At 72.3% G+C, this 23554-nt stretch carries 16 protein-coding genes; 6 read left to right on the plus strand and 10 right to left on the minus strand.

Features of this window, described 5'->3' with window-relative positions; translation table 11 throughout:
* Positions 1-14: 14 nt before the first annotated feature.
* From ACZ4XJ_RS10815 to ACZ4XJ_RS10825, 3 genes are all read right to left on the minus strand, one after another.
* On the minus strand, positions 15-4982 hold the full coding sequence (locus ACZ4XJ_RS10815; protein WP_468495907.1) for an NAD-glutamate dehydrogenase: 4968 nt from the start codon (positions 4980-4982) through the stop codon (positions 15-17).
* Positions 4983-5352: 370 nt separating this feature from the next.
* The gene (locus tag ACZ4XJ_RS10820) at positions 5353-6021 is read right to left on the minus strand and encodes an HAD family hydrolase (protein WP_362881684.1); all 669 of its coding nucleotides are present in this window, start codon (positions 6019-6021) and stop codon (positions 5353-5355) included.
* A complete protein-coding gene (locus ACZ4XJ_RS10825) occupies positions 6018-6518 on the minus strand; it encodes a DUF6912 family protein (RefSeq protein ID WP_362881686.1) in 501 nt (166 codons plus the stop codon). Before ACZ4XJ_RS10825 ends, ACZ4XJ_RS10820 begins: the two co-directional genes overlap by 4 nt.
* Before the next feature lie 317 nt (positions 6519-6835).
* Here ACZ4XJ_RS10825 and ACZ4XJ_RS10830 point away from each other — a divergent pair, with 317 nt between their 5' ends.
* A complete protein-coding gene (locus ACZ4XJ_RS10830; protein WP_362881688.1) occupies positions 6836-7321 on the plus strand; it encodes an Rv3235 family protein in 486 nt (161 codons plus the stop codon).
* Between the two features lie 120 nt (positions 7322-7441).
* On the opposite strand, the gene secA is transcribed toward ACZ4XJ_RS10830, so the two are convergent.
* A complete protein-coding gene (gene secA, locus ACZ4XJ_RS10835) occupies positions 7442-10234 on the minus strand; it encodes a preprotein translocase subunit SecA (RefSeq protein WP_362881689.1) in 2793 nt (930 codons plus the stop codon).
* Between the two features lie 240 nt (positions 10235-10474).
* Here secA and ACZ4XJ_RS10840 point away from each other — a divergent pair, with 240 nt between their 5' ends.
* Together ACZ4XJ_RS10840 and ACZ4XJ_RS10845 are read left to right on the plus strand one after the other, a co-directional pair.
* On the plus strand, positions 10475-11056 hold the full coding sequence (locus ACZ4XJ_RS10840) for a GNAT family N-acetyltransferase (RefSeq protein WP_468495908.1): 582 nt from the start codon (positions 10475-10477) through the stop codon (positions 11054-11056).
* A gap of 10 nt (positions 11057-11066) precedes the next feature.
* Positions 11067-12257, plus strand: a complete 1191-nt coding sequence (locus ACZ4XJ_RS10845; RefSeq protein WP_468495909.1) for a winged helix-turn-helix domain-containing protein — start codon at positions 11067-11069, stop codon at positions 12255-12257.
* 12 nt (positions 12258-12269) lie between these two features.
* Here the strand turns inward: ACZ4XJ_RS10845 and ACZ4XJ_RS10850 are convergent, their stop codons facing one another.
* The 6 genes from ACZ4XJ_RS10850 to mtrA form a co-directional block, all read right to left on the minus strand.
* Positions 12270-12998: a response regulator transcription factor gene (locus ACZ4XJ_RS10850; protein WP_362881695.1), complete on the minus strand. Its 729-nt coding sequence runs from the start codon at positions 12996-12998 to the stop codon at positions 12270-12272.
* A gap of 197 nt (positions 12999-13195) precedes the next feature.
* Positions 13196-13891, minus strand: coding sequence for a ribosome hibernation-promoting factor, HPF/YfiA family (gene hpf / locus ACZ4XJ_RS10855; protein WP_362881697.1), 696 nt, complete (start codon positions 13889-13891; stop codon positions 13196-13198).
* Between the two features lie 355 nt (positions 13892-14246).
* Positions 14247-15005, minus strand: coding sequence for a ComF family protein (locus tag ACZ4XJ_RS10860; RefSeq protein ID WP_468495910.1), 759 nt, complete (start codon positions 15003-15005; stop codon positions 14247-14249).
* 438 nt (positions 15006-15443) lie between these two features.
* Positions 15444-17282 carry an LpqB family beta-propeller domain-containing protein gene (locus tag ACZ4XJ_RS10865; RefSeq protein WP_468495911.1) on the minus strand — a complete coding sequence of 613 codons (1839 nt, stop codon included), beginning with the start codon at positions 17280-17282 and terminating at the stop codon, positions 15444-15446.
* Positions 17272-19122, minus strand: coding sequence for an MtrAB system histidine kinase MtrB (mtrB, locus tag ACZ4XJ_RS10870; RefSeq protein WP_468495951.1), 1851 nt, complete (start codon positions 19120-19122; stop codon positions 17272-17274). Before mtrB ends, ACZ4XJ_RS10865 begins: the two co-directional genes overlap by 11 nt.
* 97 nt (positions 19123-19219) lie before the next feature.
* A complete protein-coding gene (gene mtrA, locus ACZ4XJ_RS10875) occupies positions 19220-19909 on the minus strand; it encodes a two-component system response regulator MtrA (RefSeq protein ID WP_199810456.1) in 690 nt (229 codons plus the stop codon).
* 239 nt (positions 19910-20148) lie between these two features.
* Here mtrA and ACZ4XJ_RS10880 point away from each other — a divergent pair, with 239 nt between their 5' ends.
* From ACZ4XJ_RS10880 to ACZ4XJ_RS10890, 3 genes are all read left to right on the plus strand, one after another.
* The gene (locus ACZ4XJ_RS10880; RefSeq protein ID WP_468495912.1) at positions 20149-21414 is read left to right on the plus strand and encodes a glycerophosphoryl diester phosphodiesterase membrane domain-containing protein; all 1266 of its coding nucleotides are present in this window, start codon (positions 20149-20151) and stop codon (positions 21412-21414) included.
* 6 nt (positions 21415-21420) lie between these two features.
* Positions 21421-22101 (plus strand): DUF4129 domain-containing protein, encoded by a 681-nt coding sequence (locus tag ACZ4XJ_RS10885; RefSeq protein WP_468495913.1) that lies wholly within the window; start codon positions 21421-21423, stop codon positions 22099-22101.
* Positions 22098-23554 (plus strand): DUF4350 domain-containing protein (locus ACZ4XJ_RS10890; protein WP_468495914.1); only part of this gene is annotated, 1457 nt, incomplete at its 3' end. The genes ACZ4XJ_RS10885 and ACZ4XJ_RS10890, both read left to right, overlap by 4 nt.

Below are 23554 nucleotides of genomic sequence, written 5' to 3' on the forward strand. Positions count from 1 at the left end.
CGTTCGGGATGGTGTCAGCCGTGCGTGCGCAGCAGGCTGCGCATCGTCCGCATCGCCACCGACAGGTTCGCCAGGTCGAAGTCGTCCGACCCCTGGATCTCCTCCAGCGTGGAGCGGGCCCGCCCGATGATCGCGGCGTTCTTGTCCTCCCACGCCTTGAACCGCTCCTCGGGGGTCGAGGTGCCGTTGCCCACCGCCAGGACGTCGGCGGTCAGCGCGGCGTGCGCGGCGAACAGGTCCTCGCGGATGGAGGCCCGCGCCATCGACTGCCAGCGGTCGGCCCGCGGCAGCTCGATGATCCGGTCCATCAGCTGGGTGATGTTCAGCCGGTCGGCGAGGTCGTAGTAGACCTCGGCGACGTCCAGCGGGTCCACGCCCGTGCGGTCCGCGATGGCGACGATGTCCAGCGTCGGGAAGGCCGAGGAGAACCCGGCGACCTTGGCCGCGAGTTCCTCCGGCACGCCCTCGCCGGTCAGCTCGTCCATGATCGACCGGTACCAGTCCAGGTCGGCGCCGCGCACCAACTTGGGCAGCTCCGACCAGACCTCGGAGACCCGACGGCCGAAGGCCTCGATGGTCTCGGTGATCTGGAGCGGCTGCGGCCGGTTGTTCAGCAGCCAGCGCGTACCGCGCTCGACCAGCCGCCGCGAGTGCAGCCGCACCCGGGTCTGGACACTGGCCTCGACCTCGTTGTCCAGCGCCTCGACGTCGTTCCACACGTCGGCCAGGCCGAAGATCTCGCGGGCCGCGAGCTGCGCCCGCACGATCTCCTCCAGGGAGGCCCCGGTCTCCTCGCGCAGCCGGTGCAGGAACGTCGAACCACCGGTGTTGACGGTGTCGTTGACCAGCAGCGTCGTGATGATCTCCCGGCGCAGGGCGTGGCCCTCGATCTGCTCGGGGAACTTCGCCCGCAGCGCGCCCGGGAAGTAGGCGTGCAGCAGCCGGCGCAGGTACGGGTCGTCCGGCAGCCCGGTGGCGATGAGTTCGTCCGCCACCGTGATCTTGGTGTAGGCGAACAGGACGGCCAGCTCCGGCTGGGTCAGGCCCTTGCCGTTGCTCAGCAGCTCGCGGATCTGCCGGTCGGTGGGCAGGAACTCCAGCGCCCGGTTGAGCAGCCCGTCGCGCTCCAGGCGGCGCATGAAGCGCTGCTGGGCGTGCAGCAGGCTCGGGGCCTGCGCGGCGCCGTTGGCCAGGGCCACGTTCTGCGCGTAGTTGTTGCGCAGCACCAGGTGGCCGACCTCGTCGGTCATCTCGGCGAGGAGCGCGTTGCGCTGCTTGACGGTCAGGTCGCCGTCGGTGACGACCGCGTTGAGCAGGATCTTGATGTTCACCTCGTGGTCGGAGGTGTCCACGCCCGCGCTGTTGTCGATGGCGTCGGTGTTGATCTTTCCGCCCTCGCCACCGGCTCCGGTGCGGGCGAACTCGATCCGGCCGAGCTGGGTCAGACCCAGGTTGCCGCCCTCGCCGATGACCCGGGCGCGGACGTCGGAGCCGTTGACGCGGATGGCGTCGTTGGCCTTGTCACCGACGTCGGCGTGCGTCTCGGCCGTGGACTTGACGTAGGTGCCGATGCCGCCGTTCCACAGCAGGTCCACCGGGGACCGCAGGATGGCCTGCATCAGCTCGGCCGGGGTCATCTTGGTGACGCCCGCCTCGATGCCCAGGGCCTCGCGGACCTGCGCGTTGAGCGGGATGGCCTTGGCGCTGCGCGGGTGGACGCCGCCGCCCGCCGACAGCAGCGAGGTGTCGTAGTCGGCCCACGAGGAGCGCGGCAGGTCGAACAGGCGCCGGCGCTCGGCGTAGGAAGTGGCCGCGTCCGGGTTCGGGTCGATGAAGATGTGCCGGTGGTCGAAGGCCGCGACGAGGCGGATGTGCTCCGAGAGCAGCATGCCGTTGCCGAAGACGTCGCCGGACATGTCGCCGACGCCGACGACGGTGAAGTCCTGGGTCTGGGTGTCGTGCCCGAGCTCGCGGAAGTGCCGCTTGACGGACTCCCAGGCGCCACGGGCGGTGATGCCCATGCCCTTGTGGTCGTAGCCGGCCGAACCGCCGGAGGCGAAGGCGTCGCCCAGCCAGAAGCCGTAGGCCTCGGCGACCCCGTTGGCGATGTCGGAGAAGGTGGCGGTGCCCTTGTCGGCGGCGACGACGAGGTAGGTGTCGTCCTCGTCGTGACGGACCACGCCGGTGGGCGGGACGACCTCGCCCGCGACCATGTTGTCGGTGATGTCGAGCAGCGCCGAGATGAAGATCTTGTACGCGGCGATGCCCTCGGCGAGCCAGGCGTCGCGGTCCACCGACGGGTCGGGCAGGTTCTTCGCGACGAAGCCGCCCTTGGCGCCGACCGGCACGATGACGGTGTTCTTCACCATCTGCGCCTTGACCAGGCCGAGGATCTCCGTACGGAAGTCCTCGCGGCGGTCGGACCAACGCAGCCCGCCGCGGGCGACCTTGCCGAAGCGCAGGTGGACGCCCTCGACGCGCGGGGAGTACACCCAGATCTCGTAGGCGGGGCGCGGGGCCGGCAGGTCCGGGATGGCCTGCGGGTCGAACTTCACCGACACGTAGGAGTGCTGCTCGCCGCTGCTGGTGAGCTGGAAGAAGTTCGTGCGCAGGGTCGCCTTGATCAGGGTGAGGAAGGCGCGCAGGATGCGGTCCTCGTCGAGCGAGGCGACCTGGTCCAGGGCCCCGTCGAGCTCCTCCAGCATGGCGTCGACGAGTTCGCTGCCGGCGGCCTGGCGGACCGGCGACATCCGCGCCTCGAAGAGGGAGACCAGCAGCCGGGTGGTGTGGACGTTGTTGCGGAGGGTGTCCTCCATGTAGTCCTGGCTGAAGGTGGAACCGGCCTGGCGCAGGTACTTGGCGTACGCGCGCAGCACCACGGCCTGGCGCCAGGTGAGCCCGGCACCCAGCACGAGGGAGTTGAAGTTGTCATTCTCAGCCTCGCCCTGCCAGACCGCCGCGAAGGCGTCCTGGAAGCGTTCGCGGGCGTCGTCGCCGAGGTAGGAGTCGTCGTTGCCGCTCGACAGCGGCATCCGCAGGCCGAAGTCGTAGATCCAGTCGCTGACCCGGTCGGTGCGGCGCAGCTCGTACGGCCGCTCGTCGGTGACCTCGACGCCCAGGCGCTGCAGGACGGGCAGGACGGCGGACAGCGAGACCTGGTCGCCGGTCCGGTAGATCTTGAAGCGGCGCTCGCCGGGGCCCGCGCCGACGGGCTCGTACAGCGAGAGCGCGAACTCGCGGTCGCTGGCGGAGAGCCGCTCCAGGTGGCACAGGTCGGCGACGGCCGCGCGCGGCGAGTGGTCGGCCTTGTAGCCCTCGGGGAAGGAGGTGCCGTACTTGCGCAGCAGCTCGCCGGCGCGCTCCTCGCCCAGCTCCGCGACGAGGGCCTCGCCGAAGCCGTCGGCCCAGGACCGGGCGGCCTCGACGAGCCGCGCCTCGATGCGCTCCACGTCGCCGTCGGTCAGGACGGGCAGTTCCTTGCCCTGCGGGACGCGGACGACGAAGTGGATGCGGGACAGGATCGACTCGGTGTTCCAGGCGGTGAAGTCGACGCTGATGCCGTCGAGCTCCTCCTTCAGGATGTCGATCAGGCGCAGCCGCACGCCGGTGGTGTAGCGGTCGCGCGGCAGGTAGACCAGCGCGGAGTAGTAGCGGCCGTACTCGTCCTGGCGCAGGTACAGCCGCAGTCGGCGGCGTTCCTGGAGGTACAGGACGGAGGTGGCGATCGACTGGAGCTGGTCGACGGGGGTCTGGAACAGCTCGTCGCGCGGGTAGGTCTCCAGGATCTGGAGCAGGTCGCGGCCGTCGTGGCTGCTGGGCGAGAACCCGGCGCCGTCCAGCACCTCGGCGACCTTGCGGCGGATCACCGGGACGCGGCGCACCGACTCGGTGTACGCGGCGGAGGAGAACAGGCCGAGGAAGCGCCGCTCGCCGACGACGTTGCCGTCGGCGTCGAACTTCTTGACGCCGACGTAGTCGAGGTACGAGGGGCGGTGCACGGTGGAGCGGCTGTTGGCCTTGGTCAGCACCAGCAGGCGGTGTTCGCGGGCCTTGGCGCGGGCGTCGGCGGGCAGCCGGTTGAAGGACGGCGAGACCGGGTGGCCGTCGTCCTTGCCGCTGTGGTGCGGGTCGGAGCGCAGGATGCCGAGGCCGGTGCCGGGGACGGCGGACAGGGCGTCGCCGTCGACCAGGTTGTACTCGCGGTAGCCGAGGAAGGTGAAGTGGTCGTCGGCGAGCCAGCGCAGCAGCTCGCGGGCCTCTTCGAGCTCGTACTCGCGCAGGTCCGGGGCGGTCGGCTCGGCGGGCAGCTCCTCGGCGATGCGCAGCGCGGCGTCGCGCATCTTCTCCCAGTCCTCGACGGACTCGCGGACGTCGGACAGGACGCGCAGCAGATCGACGGTGATCTGCTTGAGGTCGGCCTTGTCGGTCTCGCGGTCGATCTCGACGTGGATCCAGGACTCCACGAGGGAGTCGTGGGGGCGCGCGGTGCGGGGGCCGTGGGCGTCACAGTCGGGGCCGAGGATCTCGATGAGCTTGCCGGTGACGTCACGGCGCACGACGACCTGCGGGTGGATCACGACGTGGATGCCGCGGCCCTGGCGGGACAGCTCGTTGGTGACGGAGTCGACCAGGAACGGCATGTCGTCGGTGACGACCTCGACGACCGAGTGGCTGGAGGTCCAGCCGTTCTCCTCGACCGTGGGGGTGTGCACGCGTACGTTCGCGGTGCCCTGCGGTCGCTTCTCGCCCAGCCGGTAGTGCGAGAGCGCTGCCCCGAACACGTCGACGGGGTCCCGGTCCAGCAGGTCCTCGGGTGCGGTGTGCAGGAAGTAGCGCTGGAGGTAGGACAGCGTGGTTCCCCGGTCGGTGCGCTCCCCCCGCTCGGACCCAGTCGGAAGTAGCCCCCCGGCCGGGCTGTTCTCAGCTACCCGTGCCGCCCGCGCGAGCAGCTCGGCCTTTGCTTCGTCCAGCTTGGTCTGCATGTCCTCTGGCTCCTGTCGCGCGCCATTGCGTGACGTAGGTGGTGAAGGAAGGAATGACGAGGCGCCGCCAGGAGGCGGGATGTCCGTCAGGAATCGTTGCCGACGCTATGGCGTCGACCGGGCCGACCGGGAGGGATTCGGCCAAGATCGGCTCGGTGTCCCGGCAGCGGAGATCGGCGAAGGCCCGGGCACGGTCGTGCGCCGGGCGCGGGCCGGGGGCTTCAGTGCCCCCGATGACTATCGCGCTGATCACGGGTACCAGGCTATCCCGTTCCACCCCCGGCCCGTCATGAGCTGCATGTGTACAAATCCGGGGGTGGAACTTTGACACTCTGGACAGCGACCGGGCGGCCCTGTTCGTGCCCGGTGGCTATCCGGCCTGTTCGCGAGCTGCGGCTACGGCTTCGGCCAGGGTGTCCACGACGAGCACTCCGGCCGATTCCAGACTTGCGCGGCTGTGCGAACCTCCGGTGTAGAGCACCGCGCGGGCGCCGACATGGGCCGCGGCGAGCGCGTCGTCCACGGCGTCCCCGATGAGGACCGTACGGGTGGCGCTCACCCCGGCCGCTTCCATGGCCGCCAAATGGCGTACGAGATGTCCTGCCTTGGTCGTGTGCGAGGGCCCGGTGCGCCCGTCGACGCGCAGGAAGTGCCGGTCGATTCCGTGCGTCCGCACCAGGGGCACCAGCTTCTCGTGGGGCGCCAGCGACAGCAGGGACTGGGTCAGTCCGTCGTCCTGCCAGCCCCGCAGCAGCTCCAGCGCGCCCTCGGCCAGCCCGGCGCCGTCGGCGGCGGCCCAGTAGTGCCGGTGGAAGGCCTCGTCCATGACGAGCCACTCGGCGTCGGTGGGCAGCCGTCCCATGAGGCGCTCGTAGAACTTCGGGACGGGGACGACGTACAGGTCGCGGTAGGTCTCCAGCGTGATCGGGTCGAAGCCGAGCTCGGCGAAGGAGGCGTTGGTCGCGGCTATGACGGCGTCGATGTCGTGCAGCAGCGTGCCGTTCCAGTCCCACACGAGATGGGGGTTCGAGCCGGTCATCTCAGCAGCCCCGGGATCTCCTGGACGCCGAACCACAGCAGCTCGTGGTCCTCGGAGGCGTCCACGAGGAAGCGGGCGGCGCCGTCCCCGCCCTCGGCGGCCTCCACCGCCGCCGCGGCGGCCGTGACGTCCTCGCGGGCGTCCTCGGCGTCGAGGTGGACGGCGGCGGCCACGGCCAGGCGCACGGGCGCGGCCAGCGCCACCCGGCCGAGGGCGGCCTCGTCGGGCCCGGGGTCGGCGGTGGCGGCCTTGTCATCGACGTCGACGGCGACGACGACCCGTGTGCGGGGCGCGGCCGGGTCGGCGGACAGCAGCCGCAGCGAGGCGACGGCGGCCCGGTTCAGGGCCGCGTACTCCAGTTCCTCGATGTCGTCGGACACGTACCACTCCCGCAGCTCCGGGGTCACCGCGTAGGCGCGGAGCGGGGCGGGCCCCAGCTCGCCCGCCTCGTGCGCCGCGGCGAGGGCCGGGAGGGTCAGGGGGACGTAGACGCGCATGGCCGGCTGCTTTCGGTAGTCGGAAACGCCCTCAGGATACGACCGCCCGCCCGGTTCCCGGAGGTGCGTCCGCCGGAGTGACGGGCCCGTACCCTTTCGGGCCCGCCCGGCCGCCCCCGGGCGCGTCCACCGGCGTCCCACCGGGCGGTGCCGGGTACGCGGCGGCGGGGCCGCGGCCACCCGGATAAGTGAACCGGCCCACCCACCGGCCCGGCCACGCGCCCCGGTTGCGGAGCGTGTTCGGCGGCCGTAGACATCCCCCACCGAGTTACCGCCCGGTACGACCAGCCGGGCCCGGCCCGCACGGGGGAGACGCCATGGACACCACCACGCGCAGCACGGCCGGCGGCGAGGGCAGCCGCAGCAGGCCCGCCGCCGCCCCGCCCGGCGGCCGCCACCGCCCCGCCGGTCGGCGCGACCAGCGGCGGCCACCGTCGGGCCCCCGCACGGTCCCCCGGGTCGCCCCGCGCCCCCTGCGGCGCCCCGGCGGCCCGCACGACTGGTTCGCCGAACGCCTCCTGGCGGTGCTCAGCGGCCAGCGGCCCGTGCACTCCCTGCTCGGCCTCACCGTCGGCGGGGCGTACGAGCAACTGGTCGTCCTGGCCCCCACGGGGCCGCCGCGCGAGCGGCTGCGCCCCGTGCTGCGCCACTGCGGCCGCTTCCACCCCGGCCCCGGCGTCATCGAGGCGTTCGCCCGCATCACGACGGGCGACCGGGTCTCGGCGATGGCCTTCCGCCTGGAGCAGGGCTCCGACCTGCGCTGGCGGTGCGCGGCCGTCGAGGTCGGCGCCCCGCGCCCCTGACCGGCCCGGAGCCGCCGCGGTCCCCGTACCCGCCCCGGCGGGTACGGGGACGGCCGGGGCCGGGCACCCTCACGGTGCCCGGCCCCGGCCGTCGTACGCGGGGTCACAACCCCTACGCGGTCACTTCTTGCGACGCCGCCCGCCGGAGGCCTTCTGCGCCTTGCGGCGCTCCGCGCGGGTCATGCCGTCGCCGCCGTCGACCGAGCCGTCCGTGTCGAACTCGCCCTCGATGACACCGCCCTCGCCGTCCACGGACGGGGCCGAGAAGTGCAGCCGGTCCGGACGCTGCGGGGCGTCCAGGCCCTTGGCCCGGATCTCCGGGCGGGCCGCCGGCTCCTTCGTCAGCGACGGGGAGTCCTGCACCGGAAGCTCCTCGACCTGCTGCTCGACCTGGACCTCCAGGTTGAACAGGTAGCCGACGGACTCCTCCTTGATGCCCTCCATCATGGCGTTGAACATGTCGAAGCCCTCGCGCTGGTACTCGACCAGCGGGTCCTTCTGGGCCATCGCGCGCAGGCCGATGCCCTCCTGGAGGTAGTCCATCTCGTAGAGGTGCTCGCGCCACTTGCGGTCCAGCACCGACAGCACCACGCGCCGCTCCAGCTCGCGCATGATGTCCGAGCCGAGCGCCTTCTCACGACTCTCGTACTGCTCGTGGATGTCGTCCTTGACGGACTCCGCGATGAACTCGGCGGTGATCCCGACGCGGTCGCCCGCGGCCTCCTCCAGCTCCTCGACCGTGGTCTTGATCGGGTAGAGCTGCTTGAAGGCGCTCCACAGCCGGTCCAGGTCCCACTCCTCGGCGAAGCCCTCGACCGTCTCGGCCGCGATGTACGCGTCAATGGTGTCGTCCATGAAGAAGCGCACCTGCTCGTGCAGGTCCTCTCCCTCCAGGACACGACGGCGCTCGCCGTAGATGACCTCGCGCTGGCTGTTGAGGACCTCGTCGTACTTCAGGACGTTCTTGCGCGTCTCGAAGTTCTGGGTCTCGACCTGCGACTGGGCCGACGCGATCGCGCGCGTCACCATCTTGTTCTCGATCGGCACGTCGTCGGGGACGTTCGCCATGGCCATGACCCGCTCGACCATCTGCGCCTTGAACAGGCGCATCAGGTCGTCGCCGAGCGACAGGTAGAAACGGGACTCGCCCGGGTCGCCCTGACGGCCGGAACGACCGCGCAGCTGGTTGTCGATGCGGCGCGACTCGTGCCGCTCGGTGCCCAGGACGTACAGCCCGCCCAGCGACTTGACCTCCTCGAACTCGGCCTTCACGGCCGCCTCCGCACGGAGCAGCGCCTCGGGCAGGGCCTGCGCCCACTCCTCGATGTGCTCCTCCGGGTCGAGGCCGCGCTGGCGCAACTCCGCCTCGGCGAGGTCGTCCGGGTTGCCGCCGAGCTTGATGTCCGTACCGCGACCGGCCATGTTCGTGGCGACCGTGACGGCGCCGCGGCGGCCGGCCTGGGCGACGATCGAGGCCTCGCGCTCGTGCTGCTTCGCGTTGAGGACCTCGTGCGGGACGCCGCGCTTGGAGAGCTGCTGCGAGAGGTACTCGGACTTCTCGACCGAGGTGGTGCCGACCAGGATCGGCTGGCCCTTCTCGTGCTTCTCCGCGATGTCGTCGACGACGGCCGCGAACTTGGCGACCTCGGTGCGGTAGATCAGGTCCGGCTGGTCCTTGCGGACCATCCCGCGGTTCGTCGGGATCGGGACGACGCCCAGCTTGTAGATCTGTTGGAACTCGGCGGCCTCGGTCATGGCCGTACCGGTCATGCCGGACAGCTTCGAGTAGAGGCGGAAGAAGTTCTGCAGGGTGATCGTGGCGAGGGTCTGGTTCTCGTCCTTGATGTCCACCCCTTCCTTCGCCTCGATCGCCTGGTGCATGCCCTCGTTGTAGCGGCGACCGGCCAGGATGCGACCGGTGTGCTCGTCGACGATCATGACCTCGCCGTCGATGACGACGTAGTCCTTGTCGACCTTGAAGAGTTCCTTGGCCTTGATCGCGTTGTTGAGGTACCCGACGAGGGGGGTGTTCACCGACTCGTACAGGTTCTCGATGCCGAGCCAGTCCTCGACCTTCGCGACACCGGCCTCGTGGATGCCGACGGTGCGCTTCTTCTCGTCGACCTCGTAGTCGCCGGTCTCCTCGATGCCCTTCAGCGGCTGGCCCGCCTCGCCCTTGGTCAGGCGGGTGACCAGCTTCGCGAAGTCGGCGTACCACTTGGTGGCCTGGTCGGCCGGGCCGGAGATGATCAGCGGGGTACGGGCCTCGTCGACGAGGATCGAGTCGACCTCGTCGACCACGGCGAAGTTGTGGCCGCGCTGGACGAGCTCGTCCTGCGACCAGGCCATGTTGTCGCGGAGGTAGTCGAAGCCGAACTCGTTGTTCGTTCCGTACGTGATGTCGAAGCCGTACTGCTCGCGGCGCTGCGCCGGCGTCATGTTCGCCAGGATGCAGCCGACGTTCAGGCCGAGGAACTTGTGGACGCGGCCCATCATCTCGGAGTCGCGCTCGGCGAGGTAGTCGTTCACCGTGATCAGGTGGACGCCCTTGCCGGACAGCGCGTTCAGGTACGCGGGCAGCGTGCCGACGAGGGTCTTGCCCTCACCGGTCTTCATCTCCGCCACGTACCCGAGGTGCAGCGCCGCGCCACCCATGATCTGGACGTCGTAGTGACGCTGGCCGAGGACGCGCTTCGCCGCCTCGCGGACCGTCGCGAAGGCCTCGGGCAACAGGTCGTCCAGGCTCTCGCCGTCCTGGAAGCGCTGCTTGTACTCGTCCGTGAGCGCACGCAACTCGGCGTCGGAGAGGTTGACGAAGTCCTCTTCGATGGAGTTGACCTGGTCCGCGATGCGGTGCAGTTTGCGCAGGATCTTGCCTTCGCCTGCACGCATGAGCTTGTTGAAGACGGACACCGAGGTTTGTCTCCTTGCCGGTCGGGCCTGGGCACTGTACGTACACGGGCACGGCAGGTGGGCCCCACCGCAACGGCCATCGTAAGCGAGGACGTGGTCGCGTCGGGAGGTCCGCCGGGTCCGCAGGGCACGGACGCCCGGAATGAGAACGTACGGGGGCGGCCGAAGGTGCCGCACTTCACGGCAGGGCTTTGCGAAATCTGTTCGCGATACCACCGGCTCCGCCCGCAGAATCCGCCCATGAAGCCGATCACGCTCACCACCGACCGCCTCGCCCTGGGCCCCTTCACCCCCGCCGCCGAGGACGAGGTGTACGCCGCCGCGCAGGACCCGGACGTGCAGCGCTGGACGATGGTCCCCTCCCCCTACGAACGCGCCCACGCCCACCACTTCGTGAACGAGGTGGTCCCCACCGGATGGCGCGAGGACACCGCCTACTCCTTCGCCGTGCGGATCGCCCCCGACGGCCCCCTGGTCGCGGCCCTGGGCCTCCACCGGCGCGATCCGGACGTCTTCGAGATCGGCTACTGGGCGGTCAGGGAACACCGGGGCCGGGGCTTCATGACCGAGGCCGTCACCGCCGTCGCCCGCTGGGCCTTCACCGAGCTGGGCGCCGTACGACTGGAATGGCGCGCGGAGGTCGGCAACGCGGGCTCCCGGGCCGTGGCGCAGAAGGCCGGCTTCCGGATGGAGGGCCTGCTGCGGGCCGCCCTGCGCCGGAACGACACCGCCCGCGACTGCTGGATCGGCTCGCTGCTGCCCTCCGACCTCGGCCTGACCCCCGCGCTCGCCCACCTCCCCGCTGTCGGTGACCCGGCCTAGGCTGCGGCCCATGACGAGCCTGCCGCAGCCGACCCTGTCCCTGTCCGCCGACGAGGCCCGCCGCATCGCCCTGCGCGCGCAGGGCTTCCTGGGGGCGCCCGACCGCAGGGGCGGGGTCCGCGGGGTGCTGCGCCACCTCGGCGCCGTGCAACTGGACACCATCTCGGTCCTGGCCCGCTCGCACGAGCTGATCCCGTACGCCCGCCTGGGCGCGGTCGGCCGGAGCACCGTCGAGCAGGCGTACTGGTCGCAGGGCCACGCCTTCGAGTACTGGTCGCACGCCGCCTGCGTCCTGCCGATCGAGGAGTGGCCGCACTTCGCCTTCCGCCGGCGCGCCAACCGGGCGCGCGGCCACCGCTGGCACGTCCTGCAGGACAAGGAGCGTTCGACGGCGGCGGTCCTGGACCGGCTGCGCGCGGAGGGCCCGCTGACCTCCACCGAACTCGGCGGCGCCAAGAACGGCGGCGAGTGGTTCGAATGGTCCGAGACCAAGATCGCGGTGGAGTGGTTGCTCGACACCGGCGAGGTGGTCTGCGCCGAGCGGCGCGGCTGGAAGCGGGTCTACGACCTGCCCGAGCGGGCCGTCCCGGACGCCCTGCTCCACGACGACCTCGACGACCACGAGTGCCTGCGGCGCCTGGTGGCCCTGGCCGGCCGCTCGTTGGGCGTCGGCACCCGCGCCGACATCGCGGACTACCACCGCCTGAAGGGCGACCAGTTCGACGCGGTCGTCGCGGAGTCCGGACTGGTCCCGGTGACGGTCGAGGGGTGGGGCAAGCCCGCGTGGGCCGACCCCCAGGCGCTGGCGTCCGTACCGCGCGGCCGGCACCGCACCACCCTGCTGTCCCCGTTCGACTCGCTGGTCTGGGACCGCCCCCGGACCGAGCGGATCTTCGGGTTCACCCACCGGCTGGAGGCGTACGTCCCCAAACCGCAACGGATCCACGGGTACTTCGCGATGCCGCTGCTGTCCGGCGGCCGACTCCAGGGGCGCGTCGACCCGGGCCGCGAGGGCGCCGTCCTGGTGGCCCGACAACTGTCGCTGACGTCCCCGAAGGCGGCCGGCGCGATGGCCGAGGCCCTGTGGGAGGCGGCCCGGTGGGTGGGCTGCGAGGAGGTCCGCGTCGACCGGGCGGCCACCGCGCGGGAGGCGCAGGCGGTGACCGCCGAACTCCGCGCGCGCGGCGCGCTCGGCGCCTGAGGAGCGTCCGCCTCAGCGGATCTCCAGGATCTTCTCCCGCATCGCGTAGACGACGGCTTCCATCCGGGAGTGCAGCTGGAGCTTCTCCAGGATGTTGCGGACGTGGTTCTTCACCGTGTTCTCGGAGATGAACAACTGCTTCGCGATGTCACGGTTGTTCATGCCGGTGGCCACCAACTTCAGGACCTCCAGCTCCCGGTCCGTGAGCCGGGGCGCCGGTACCAGCCGGCGCTCGTCGGTGCGCTGGATCATCGACTTGAACTCGGTGAGCAGCTTCGACGCCATCGAGGGACTGATCTGCGACTGGCCGTCCGCCACCGCGCGGATCGCCGTCGCGACCTCGTCGGTGGAGATCTCCTTGAGCAGGTATCCCGTCGCGCCGGCCTTGATCGCTTCGTAGAGGTCCGCCTCCTCGTCGCTGATCGTCAGCATGATGATCTTCGCGGAGGGGGCCACCTCCTTGATCGAGGTGCAGGCCTCGATGCCGCCGCGCCGGGGCATCCGCACGTCCATCAGGATGATGTCCGGCAGCAGGTCGGCGGCCTTGTCCACGGCCTCGGCGCCGTCCCCGGCCTCGCCGACGACCTGGATGTCCTCCTCCTGCGCGAGGACGATCTCCAGGCCGCGCCGGAAGAGGGCGTGGTCGTCGACGACGAGCACCCGGATGGGCTCGCCGGCCGGGTCCGCGTCCCGACAGCCCGCGCCGTCGTCACCGCGCACCGGCCCGAAGCTGTCCGCCATCGTTCCTCCCCCTGCATGTGCTGAGCTGCTGGGCCGAACCGACGGGATGGAGCGCCGGCTGACTGTCCGCCATGATTCCACGTCCGCGGCGCCGAACGGGGATCCGGCGAAATTCGACTGGCTCATACCCGTCCATGCGGATGCCCCCGCGGAACGCGTGTGCGTTCCGCGGGGGCATCCGCATGGAGCGGGACGGATCAGCCGCCGAGCGCACCGCCCGCGCCGGCCGCTCCCTCGTCGGAGCTGGAGGCACCGTCCGCGTTCAGGTGGACGACGCCGTAGTCATAGGCGTGGCGGCGGTAGACGACGCTGGGCATTTTGGTTTCGGAGTCAACGAACAGATAGAAGTCGTGGCCGACCAGTTCCATTTCGTACAGGGCCTGGTCGAGCGACATGGGTCCGGCGGAGTGCGTCTTCTCGCGGACGATGAGCGGGCCCTCGCCCTGGACCTCCAGCGGTCCGATCCGGGTGGTCGGGACCCCGTCCGACGTGTCCTCCCCGACGGGCTCGCCGTTGCTGTTGAGCGACGCGACCCCCGGCACCACGTCGGCGACCTCCGCCGCCGAAATCCGGCCGTTGCCGCGGCGCGTGTAGCGCTTGTCGTGCTGCTTGCGCAGCCGGGCCTCCAGCTTGTCCTGAGCCAGGTCGAGCGCCGCGTACGGGTCGGCTGCGGCGGCCTCGGCACGGATCACCGGGCCCCGCGAACGCAGGGTGATCTCCACGCGGTCGGAACGGTCGGCCTGCCGCGGGTTGTGCTCCTTGGACACCTCGACGTCCAAGCTGATCACCTTGGCGTCGAGCTTCTGGATCCGCTCAGGATTCAGCTTCTCGGCCACGTGCTTGCGGAACCGCTCGGGTACCTCGGTCTTGCGGCCCTTGACGACGATGTCCACGCAGAACTCCGTTCCCGGAGACCCTCGCCTCGTTCGGCGAAGCGTCTCCCTTTCGCACCAGACTCCGGTGAACACCGGAGCCTCGGACTTGGCGACTTTCACCTCCTCCTCCCCCATCGGCAAGATCTACATCCCACCGACTTCGGAGTAGAGGGACACAGCCTCTTCACGAAGATTCCAAACGGGCGGACTGGTGCTCCGATACCTGGGGCCCAAGGATCGCCAGTTCCTCACAACCGAACATATCTCTCAATGCCGGTTGTCGGCACCCGCTACCGGAACGTACCTCCGTTCAGGTGGCTGTTCCCTCTTACTACCTGCAACGTTGCGCATTCCCCAGCAGTTCCAAATCTATTCACAGGATTTTTGGTCTGTACGGGTACCCGCCCGGTTCCCGGACGGAGCCGCCGGCGCCCGGCCGGACGAAGGAGTCCCCCGGCGCCGCCACCACGGCCGCGACCTCCACCCGCAGCCCGGCCTCCCGCAGCGCCCTGGCGGCCTCCGCCAGGGTGGCCCCGGTGGTGACCACGTCGTCCACCAGCACGATCCGGGCCCCGTCCACCGGCCCGGCGCCGCCCCTGCGGACCTCGAGCGCCCCCGAGAGGTTCTCCCGCCGCTGCCGGGCCCCCAGGCCCGCCTGGTCCGCCACGGGCCTGCGCTGGCGCAGTACGGACGCCACGCGCGCGGCCGTACCGTCCCGCCGCAGCCGCGCCGAGGCGGCCAGCGCGATCCTGCGCGCCGGGTCGTGGCCGCGCGCCCGGACGGCCCGTCGCGCCGAGGGCGCCGGGACCAGGACCACCTCCCCCGCCCGACCCGCGCCCGAGCGGCGCACGGCGGCGGCCAGGGCGCCGCCCAGCGGTTCGGCCAACGGCAGCGCGCCGCGCTCCTTGTGGGCCAGTACGACGGCCCGTACGGCCCCTTCGTAGGGCGCGGCGGCGTACACCACCGGCAGCCCCGAGGGACCCGGACGTCTCGACGCGGGACGCACCTCGGCGGCCCCGGACCCGCTCAGCCCGTCCCGACAGTCCGCGCACAGCACCGCCCGCGCCGCGCCGCAGCCCGCGCAGTCGACCGGAAGCACCAGCCCGGAGATCTCCCGCCACCAACCCCGCACGACCGCACCCCCACGACCCACTCTGCCGGGCCGACCCCCCACCCGCCACCCCTGTGGAAAACCCCCGAGAACCGCCCCCGGCACCAGCCGAACGGGCCGCACCGCAGACCGGCACACCGCGCACACCGCGCACACCGGGCCGCACCCCGGCCGAAACGAACCACAGGCCCGAACCCACCGCGCCGGAGCGAACCGCAGGCCCGAGCCCACCGCATCCGGAACGAACCGCGGGCCCGAACACGCCGCCGCTACCGACGGACCGCCGCCCCGACGGCACCGCAGCCCGGACGTCCCGCAGCCGAAGCAGCTCCGCAGGCGAGTCACCCCGCAGCCCAGGCACGCCACAGGCCCGCCGCACCACCGGCCCGAGCCGCCCCGGCCTCCGGCCGCCGGCCGTCAGCCCGGGGCCGTCAGCCGGAGTCGGTCAGCAGGAGTCCCTCAGCCCGGGTACACCGGGGCCTGGCCGCCCGCCGCCACCGTGCGCCACTGCGCGCCCGGGGGCAGCCACACGATGCCGTCCTCGCCCGAGTAGGCCACCACCGGCCGGGACTCGTCCTCGGCGGCGGCGATCGCGCTCAGTCCGGTCGCCCCGGGCAGACTCGCCGCGATCATCGAACCGTCCGCCAGCATGTAGCGGGCCTGGTCGACCCCGCCGCTCTCCCGCCCCACCACCAGCAGCCGGCCGCGCGGCGCCCAGCTCATCGCCGTCACCTCGGCCATCTGCGGGGCCGCCGGGCGCAGCTCGCGCACCGAGACCCGCGAGGCGTCGCCCTGCCCCTCGGGGCGCTCGATCCGGCCGGTGAACAGGTTCTTGCGGCCGCCCTCCTTCTCGACGAGCAGCGCCAGGCGCACCCCGTCGGCGGATGCCTTCAGCCCGGTGATCCGCCCGTCCAGCCCGGCGACGTCGACCTTCTGCGGGGCGCCGGTTCCGCCGGGGATCCGCCACAGGCCCTGGGCCTGCGGGTCGAGGTCGGCGACCCACAGGTCTCCGTGGGCGTCCCAACTCGGCGCGCCCAGCTTGCCGTTCTTGCTGCTGAGCACGGGCTGCGGCATCGGTCCGGCCGTCGTCAGCGTGACCACGTACAGGTCGCGCCCTTCGAAGGAGACCACCGCGGCGCGCTTCTCGTCGTAGGTGACGGCCGCCGAGCCCACCTTGAAACCGGCGGCGGTGGCCAGCGGCCCGGGCGCCGGCTCCGCCTTGTCCTGCTGTTCGTCGGCGTTGACGCTGAGGAACATCCGGACGAGCCTGAAGTCCTTGTCCACGTAGTACTGGTGCTCGGGGGACGGCGTGGGGCTGACGAACGCGGCGGCGGACGCGGCGGTCACCGAGCACAGCAGCGACTTGCCGTCGGGACGCAGCAGTTCGACCCGGTCCAGCCGGGAGCCCGTCAGGTCCCGGACGGTGTACAGGAGTTGGGTGGCCATCTTCTGGCACTGCGGCTGGGCGACGTTGGAGCCGTTGAGGTTGAGCGGGACGCGCAGGGTGTTCTGGCCGTCGTAGGAGAGGGACTTGGTGCCCTCGCGTAGTTCGGTGCCGGTCGGGAAGCTGGTCGCGACGACCGGACCGAGCCACTTGGAGGGGCCGGCGAGCAGCGACTGGACGGTCTGCGTGGTCGGGTCCATGCGGGATTCGGGGTCGGTGCGCTGGCGGACGTACACCGGGTCGGCGACGAGCGAGTTGCCGGCGAAGTAGTACTTGTTGACCGGCTTGTAGATGCGCTGGAAGTCGGACTCGCTGAGCACGAGGCTGCTGGGCGGCGTCGCGATCCGCCACTGCTTGTCGACCTGGACGAGCTGGAGGTACTCCTCGTAACGTCCGCCGCCGGTCTCCGGCTGGTAGGCGCTGCGCTCGTCGACGGTCGCGAGCTTCTTGCCGGTGACCTTCCAGCGGGGTCCGTCGGGGTCCTTCTCACCCTGGACGGGAAGCCGGTCGAGGCCCGCGGACAGGACGGTGACGGCCGAGCCGGGCTTCCAGTCCTTGGCGGCCTCCGCGGTGAGGTACTTGCGGGCGGTCTCCAGCTGCGGGTCGTCGCTGGTCATGGCTTCGAGGAAGCCCTCGACGATGTCGGCCGGGCTCGCCTTGTCGGCGGGCGGTACGCCGAACACCCGGACCTGGGAGTCGACGCCCTGCGAGGCCTCGACGGGACGGATCTCGCCGCGGGTCGGCATGGACGCGCAGCCCGACACCAGTACGGCGCTCGCGCCGAGCGCGAGGAGCGCCGTCGCGGTCCTCGACCGTCCGACCTCCGCGCGTCGCGGCCCGCGCTCAGCGTCCACCGGTTCCGTCCTCCTGTGCTGTCGACTGGTCGGCCGGCCTGGCGACGACCCGGGAGCCGCTGCCCGGCAACGCCGTGGGGTCGGTGGGGACCGGCGGGGCCGTGGCGACGGCCGGGCGCGGCGGTATCGGGGAGCGGTCCGGGCGCTCGGCGGGGCGTCCGGCGGCGCCGGGTCCGCGGCCGGCGGCCTCGGCGGCGGCGCGGGCCCGGTTGCCGCGCGAGTCCTCGGGCTCCAACGGGATCGGGGATCCGCGCAGGGGCTCGTCGGCGGTCCGGGGCAGGGTGAGCCGGAACTGGGAGCCGCCGCCGGGTTCGCCCCAGGCCTGGAGCCAGCCGCCGTGCAGCCGGGCGTCCTCGACGGCGATGGACAGGCCGAGGCCCGTTCCGCCGGTCGTACGGGCCCGCGCGGGGTCGGCGCGCCAGAACCGGTTGAAGACCCGGGTGGCCTCGCCGGGCTTGAGACCGACCCCGTAGTCCCGTACGGCGACGGCGACGGCCCCGCCCGCGGAAGCGAGCCGGACCACGACGTCGCGGCCCTCGCCGTGCTCCACCGCGTTGACGACGAGGTTGCGCAGCACCCGCTCGACGCGCCGGGCGTCGGCCTCGGCGATGACGGGCTGGGTGTCGCCGAGGACCCTGATCCGGGTGCGCTTGTGCTCGGCGAGCGGTTCGGCCCCGTCGATGACGCGGCGCACGACGTCCCGCAGGTCGATCGGCTCGGCCTCCAGGGCGGCCGCGCCCGCGTCGAAGCGGCTGATCTCCAGCAGGTCGGCGAGCAGCGATTCGAAGCGGTCGAGTTGTCCGGCGAGGAGTTCGGCGGAGCGGGCGGTGACCGGGTCGAAGTCGACCCGGGCGTCGTGGATGACGTCGGCTGCCATCCGTACGGTCGTGAGCGGGGTGCGCAGCTCGTGCGAGACGTCGGAGACGAAACGGCGCTGCATCCGCGACAGGTCCTCCAGCTGCTGGATCTTGTTCTGGAGGTTCTGGGCCATCTTGTTGAAGGCCTCGCCGAGGCGGGCGATGTCGTCCTCGCCGGTGACCTTCATGCGTTCCTGGAGCCGCCCGGCGGACAGCCGCTCGGCGATCCCGGCGGCCATCCGCACGGGGGTGACGACCTGGCGCACGACCAGCCAGGCGATGGCGCTGAGCAGCACGACGACGAACAGGCCCGCGGTCGCGATGGTGCTCTTGACCAGGCTGAGGGACTCCTCCTCCTGGGTGAGCGGGAAGAGGTAGTACAGGTCGTACGGGGAGCCGTTGATGTCGGTGAGCTGCTTGCCGACCACCAGCGCGGGCTCGGGCGCCTTGTCGCCGACGCCGGCGGTGTAGCGGATCTCGGAGAAGGTCTTGAAGGTGCCGGTGGCGTTGTTGACGGCCCGGCGCAGCTCGATGGGGACGCTGGCGGTCGGGTCGACGTTGCCGGAGGCACGGGCGCCCTTGACGCCCTGGGCTCCGGACGCCTGCTCACCGGCGCCGAGCGCGGCGACCTCGAAAGCGGTCTGGCCGCCACTGGCGAGCTGTTTGACGAGGGAGTTCATCCAGGTGCTGGCGTCCCGGCCGACCTTGTTGTCGGTGGCGTCGGCCCCGTCCACGGACAGGGGCGTGTTCGCCTTCTCCTGTGCGACCGCGAAGCCGCCGGCGGCCTGGCTCTGCGCGGCCTCCTCCTTGGCTTCGAGGAGTCCCCTGCTGACCTGCGCGACGACGACGAAGCCGAGGGCGAGGACCACGGCGAGCGACATGAGCAGCGTCGCGACGACCACCCGGAGCTGGATGTTGCGCCGCCACAGCCGGACAGCCGGAAGCACCGGCCGGCGCACGAGGCGTACGCAGAGCCGGAGCACGGGGCCGCCGGCCGCTCCGTCCGTCACCTGGCGGAGCCGCCGGCCGCCCCACGGGGCTCCCCATCGGGAGCCGCCCCGGGGCTTGCCGGGCTGCACGTCAGCTCGGTCCGGCCTTGTAGCCGACACCGCGCACCGTCACGACGATCTCGGGGCGCTCGGGATCCTTCTCGACCTTGGAGCGCAGGCGCTGTACGTGCACGTTGACCAGGCGGGTGTCCGCGGCGTGCCGGTAGCCCCAGACCTGCTCCAGCAGCACCTCGCGGGTGAACACCTGCCAGGGCTTGCGGGCGAGGGCGACCAGCAGGTCGAACTCCAGCGGGGTGAGTGCGATGGAGGCACCCTCGCGCTTGACCGAGTGCCCGGCCACGTCGATGACGAGGTCACCGATGGCCAGCTGCTCGGGCGCGGGCTCCTCCGACCGGCGCAGACGGGCCCGGATGCGGGCGACCAGCTCCTTCGGTTTGAACGGCTTGACGATGTAGTCGTCGGCCCCGGACTCCAGGCCCACGACCACGTCAACCGTGTCACTTTTGGCAGTGAGCATGACAATAGGCACGCCCGACTCGGCCCGGATCAGCCTGCACACCTCTATGCCGTCCCGTCCGGGCAGCATGAGGTCGAGCAGCACGAGGTCCGGCTTGGCCTCCCTGAAAGCAGCCAATGCCTTGTCACCGTCCGCTACGAACGACGGCTCAAAACCTTCTCCACGCAACACGATGCCGAGCATCTCGGCCAGTGCGGTGTCGTCGTCGACGACAAGGACGCGTCCCTTCATGCTTGACATCATCCCATTAGCTAATCGTTACCCGGCGGTGAGCTGTCCCACAGCCAAAAGGGCTGGAAATCGCCCCTCGGACCTGCGTGGTGATCAGGACGTCCAGTCTGCCCCGGATCGGCGCGACAATTGAAGGGACGAGCTGCCCGAGATCTCGGAGGGGGGACGGCCGGTCCGTCCGGCGTTCCCCCATGGCACGATGGCAGCCGACCAGCGCGCCCGCCACGGCAGGTGCACGTGAAGGAGCGACGATGAACGACTCGCCGGGCTGGGCCACCCCCGGTTCCCCGTCCGACGGCCAGGGCTCCGACGGCAGCCGGCCGCCCGCGCAGCCCTCCGACGCCCCCAAGTGGTCGGACTCCCAGCCCCCGCCCGGACAGTGGTCGAGCCCGGGAGCGGGCCAGGCCCCGCCCCCGCAGCAGGGCGCCGGCTGGGGACCGTACGCCCCCCAGCCCGGACAACAGCCCGGGGCACCCTACGGCGCCCCGTACGGCCATTCGGGTGGCCCCGGCGGCTGGGGCGGGCCCCCGCCCGCCGCCAAGCCCGGAGTGATCCCCCTGCGGCCCCTGGGCCTGGGCGAGATCCTGGACGGCGCCGTCAGCACCCTGCGCGCCCACTGGAAGACCGTCCTGTCCGTCAGCCTGGTCGTCGCCGCCCTGGTCCAGCTCGGCCTGCTCGGCACGCAGCGCCTGCTGCGGGACAACCTCGTCGTGTCGACCGACGAAACCGCCACCCCCGACGAGCTCGTGCGCCTGATGAACGACACGATGCTCGCCGGCTTCGCCAGTTACTACCTCCAGCTCCTCGGCCTGCTCCTCGTCACCGGCCTGCTCGCCGGCGTCGTCAGCCAGGCGGTCCTCGGCCGGCGCTCCACCGTCGCCGCCCACCTGCGCGGCGTGCGCCCCATGGCCCCGCGCATGCTCGGCCTCACCGCCGTGCTGTTCCTCGGCGCGCTCGCCGCCGGCATGCTGCCCGCGCTCCCCGGCCTGCTGACCGGCAACGCCGTCCTGACCGTCCTCGGCGTCCCCATCGGCCTGGTGCTGCTGGCCTGGTTCTTCGTCACCTTCGTCCTCGCGCCGCCCGCCCTGATGATGGAACGCGGCAAGGTCACCGACGCGCTGAAGCGTTCCGCCAAGCTGGTCAAGGGCTCGTGGTGGCGCATCTTCGGCATCAGCGCCCTCACCTGGGTCATCACCTGGCTCGTCTCCGTGATCATCGCGGTGCCCTTCGCGGTGATCGCCATGATCGTGTCCCCCGACGGCTTCGACGGCCTGCTCAGCGGCACCTCCGCCCAGTCCTGGACCTTCCTGCTCGTCACCGCCGTCGGCGGGCTCATCTCCCTCACCGTCACGGTGCCCATGCAGACGGGCGTCACCAGCCTCCTGTACATCGACCAGCGCATCCGCCGCGAGGCCCTCGACCTGGAACTCGCCCGCGCCGCCGGCGTCCACGACCACCAGGACCACGCCGCGGTCGGATCGCGGCCCGGCGGCGCCGGACCGGCCTCGGGAGGCTGACCGACGATGGGAACGGGGGGACTCATCGTCACCGGCGCCGCGGCCCTGCTGCCCGGCGCCGAGGCACCACCACTGACGACACCGCGCGACGCCGCCCGGGAGGCGGCCGACCGCGAGCTCGCCAAGAGCGTCTACCACCAGGACGACCCGAGCCTCTTCGAGCGCGGCCTGGAGCGCCTCTGGGAATGGCTCGACAACCTCTTCGAGGGCGCCGCCTCCGTCACCCCGGGCGGCGGCGTCGGCCTGCTCGCCGTCGCCCTCCTGGTCGCCCTGGCCGTCGCCGCCCTCTGGTGGCGCCTGGGCACCCCCCGCCGGACGGCCACGAGCACCGGCCTCCTCTTCGACGACGGCCCGCGCAGCGCCGCCGACCACCGCACGGCCGCCGACGCGCACGCCGCCGCCGGCCGCTGGACCGAAGCCGTCCAGGAACGCATGCGCGCCCTCGTCCGGTCCCTGGAGGAACGCACCCTCCTCGACCCCCGCCCCGGCCGCACCGCCGACGAGGCCGCCGCCGAAGCCGCCGTGTCCCTGCCCGGCCACGCGAGCGACCTGCGCGCCGCCGCCCGCACCTTCGACGACGTCACCTACGGCGGCCGCGGCGCCGACGCCGACACCTACGCCCGCCTGCGCACCCTCGACCTCACCCTGGAACGCACCAAGCCGCTCCTGACGGGACCCACCGCATGACCGGCCCCACCGACCCCGCGACGCCGCCCGCCCGGCCCACCGAGCCCGAGCCGCGACGCGCCGACCCCGCGACCACCCCGCCGGCCGGCAACCCCGGGACGGCCCCCGCGCAGGCCGGCAACCCCGGCACACCGCCCACGCCGACCGGCGACCCGGCGACACTGCCCGCGCCGACCGGCAACCCGGCGACACTGCCCGCGCCGACCGGCGACCCCGGCACACCGCCCACGCAAGCCGGCGACCCGGCGACGGCCCCCGTGCGGGCCGGCGACCGGCCCACCCGCCCGGGAGCCCGCGCCGCCACCTCCACCGCCCTCACCCGCGCCCAGATCTGGACCCGCGGCCGCGGCTTCCTCCTCGCCCTCGGCATCCTGCTGGCCTCCGCCGCCCTCCTCGCCGGCCTGCAGACCGGAGACCACCACGGCCGCCTCGACCCGCGCTCCGCCGACCCCTCGGGCAGCCGGGCCCTCGCCCAACTCCTCCAGGAACGCGGCGTCACCACCCGCGTCGTCACCAACGCCGCCGACGCCGCCGCCGCGACCGGCCCCGGCACCACCCTGCTAATCACCGACCCGGACCGGCTCGGCCCGTCCCAGCGCCGCGCGATCCGCTCCGCCGGCGACCTGTCCGGCGGCCGCACCGTCCTGATCGCCCCCGACGACTCCCTCCCCGACCTGGCCCCCGGCACCCGCACCGCCGGCCCCGCCCACCCCGACGACCTCGACCCCCGCTGCGCCCTGCCCGCCGCCGTCACCGCGGGCCGCGCCGGCACCGGCGGCGACCTCGGCTACACCGCGGCCCCGACCGGAGCCACCGGCTGCTACCCGAGCGACGGCCGGCCCACCCTCGTCGTCCGGCCCGGCGCCACCCGGGGCGGCGACACCGTCCTCCTCGGCTCCGACAGCATCCTGCGCAACGAACACCTCGCCGAGCAGGGCAACGCCTCCCTCGCCCTGCAACTCCTCGGCTCCCGCCCGGACCTCGTCTGGTACCTGCCCACCCTCTCGGACATGACCGACGCCGACGACACCGAGGACAAGAGCCTCCTCGACCTCGTCCCGACCGGCTGGCACTGGGCCCTGCTCCAACTGCTCCTCGCCGCCGTCGTCACCGCCCTCTGGCGCGCCCGCCGGCTCGGCCCCCTCGTCACCGAGAAGTTGCCCGTCGCCGTTCGCGCCTCCGAGTCCACCGAGGGCCTCGCCCGCCTCTACCGCAAGGCCGACGCCCGCGACCGCGCCGCCACCGTGCTGCGCGCCGCCGGCCGCGAACGCCTCGCCGCCCTGGTCGGCGTACCGCCCACCCAGGCCCACGACCCGATCTCCCTGGTCCCCGCCGTGTCCGCCCGCCTCGTCGACGGCCGCGAACGCCTCGCCGCCCTGGTCGGCGTACCGCCCACCCAGGCCCACGACCCGATCTCCCTGGTCCCCGCCGTGTCCGCCCGCCTCGTCGACGG

Source organism: Streptomyces sp. NPDC029836, assembly GCF_055574495.1.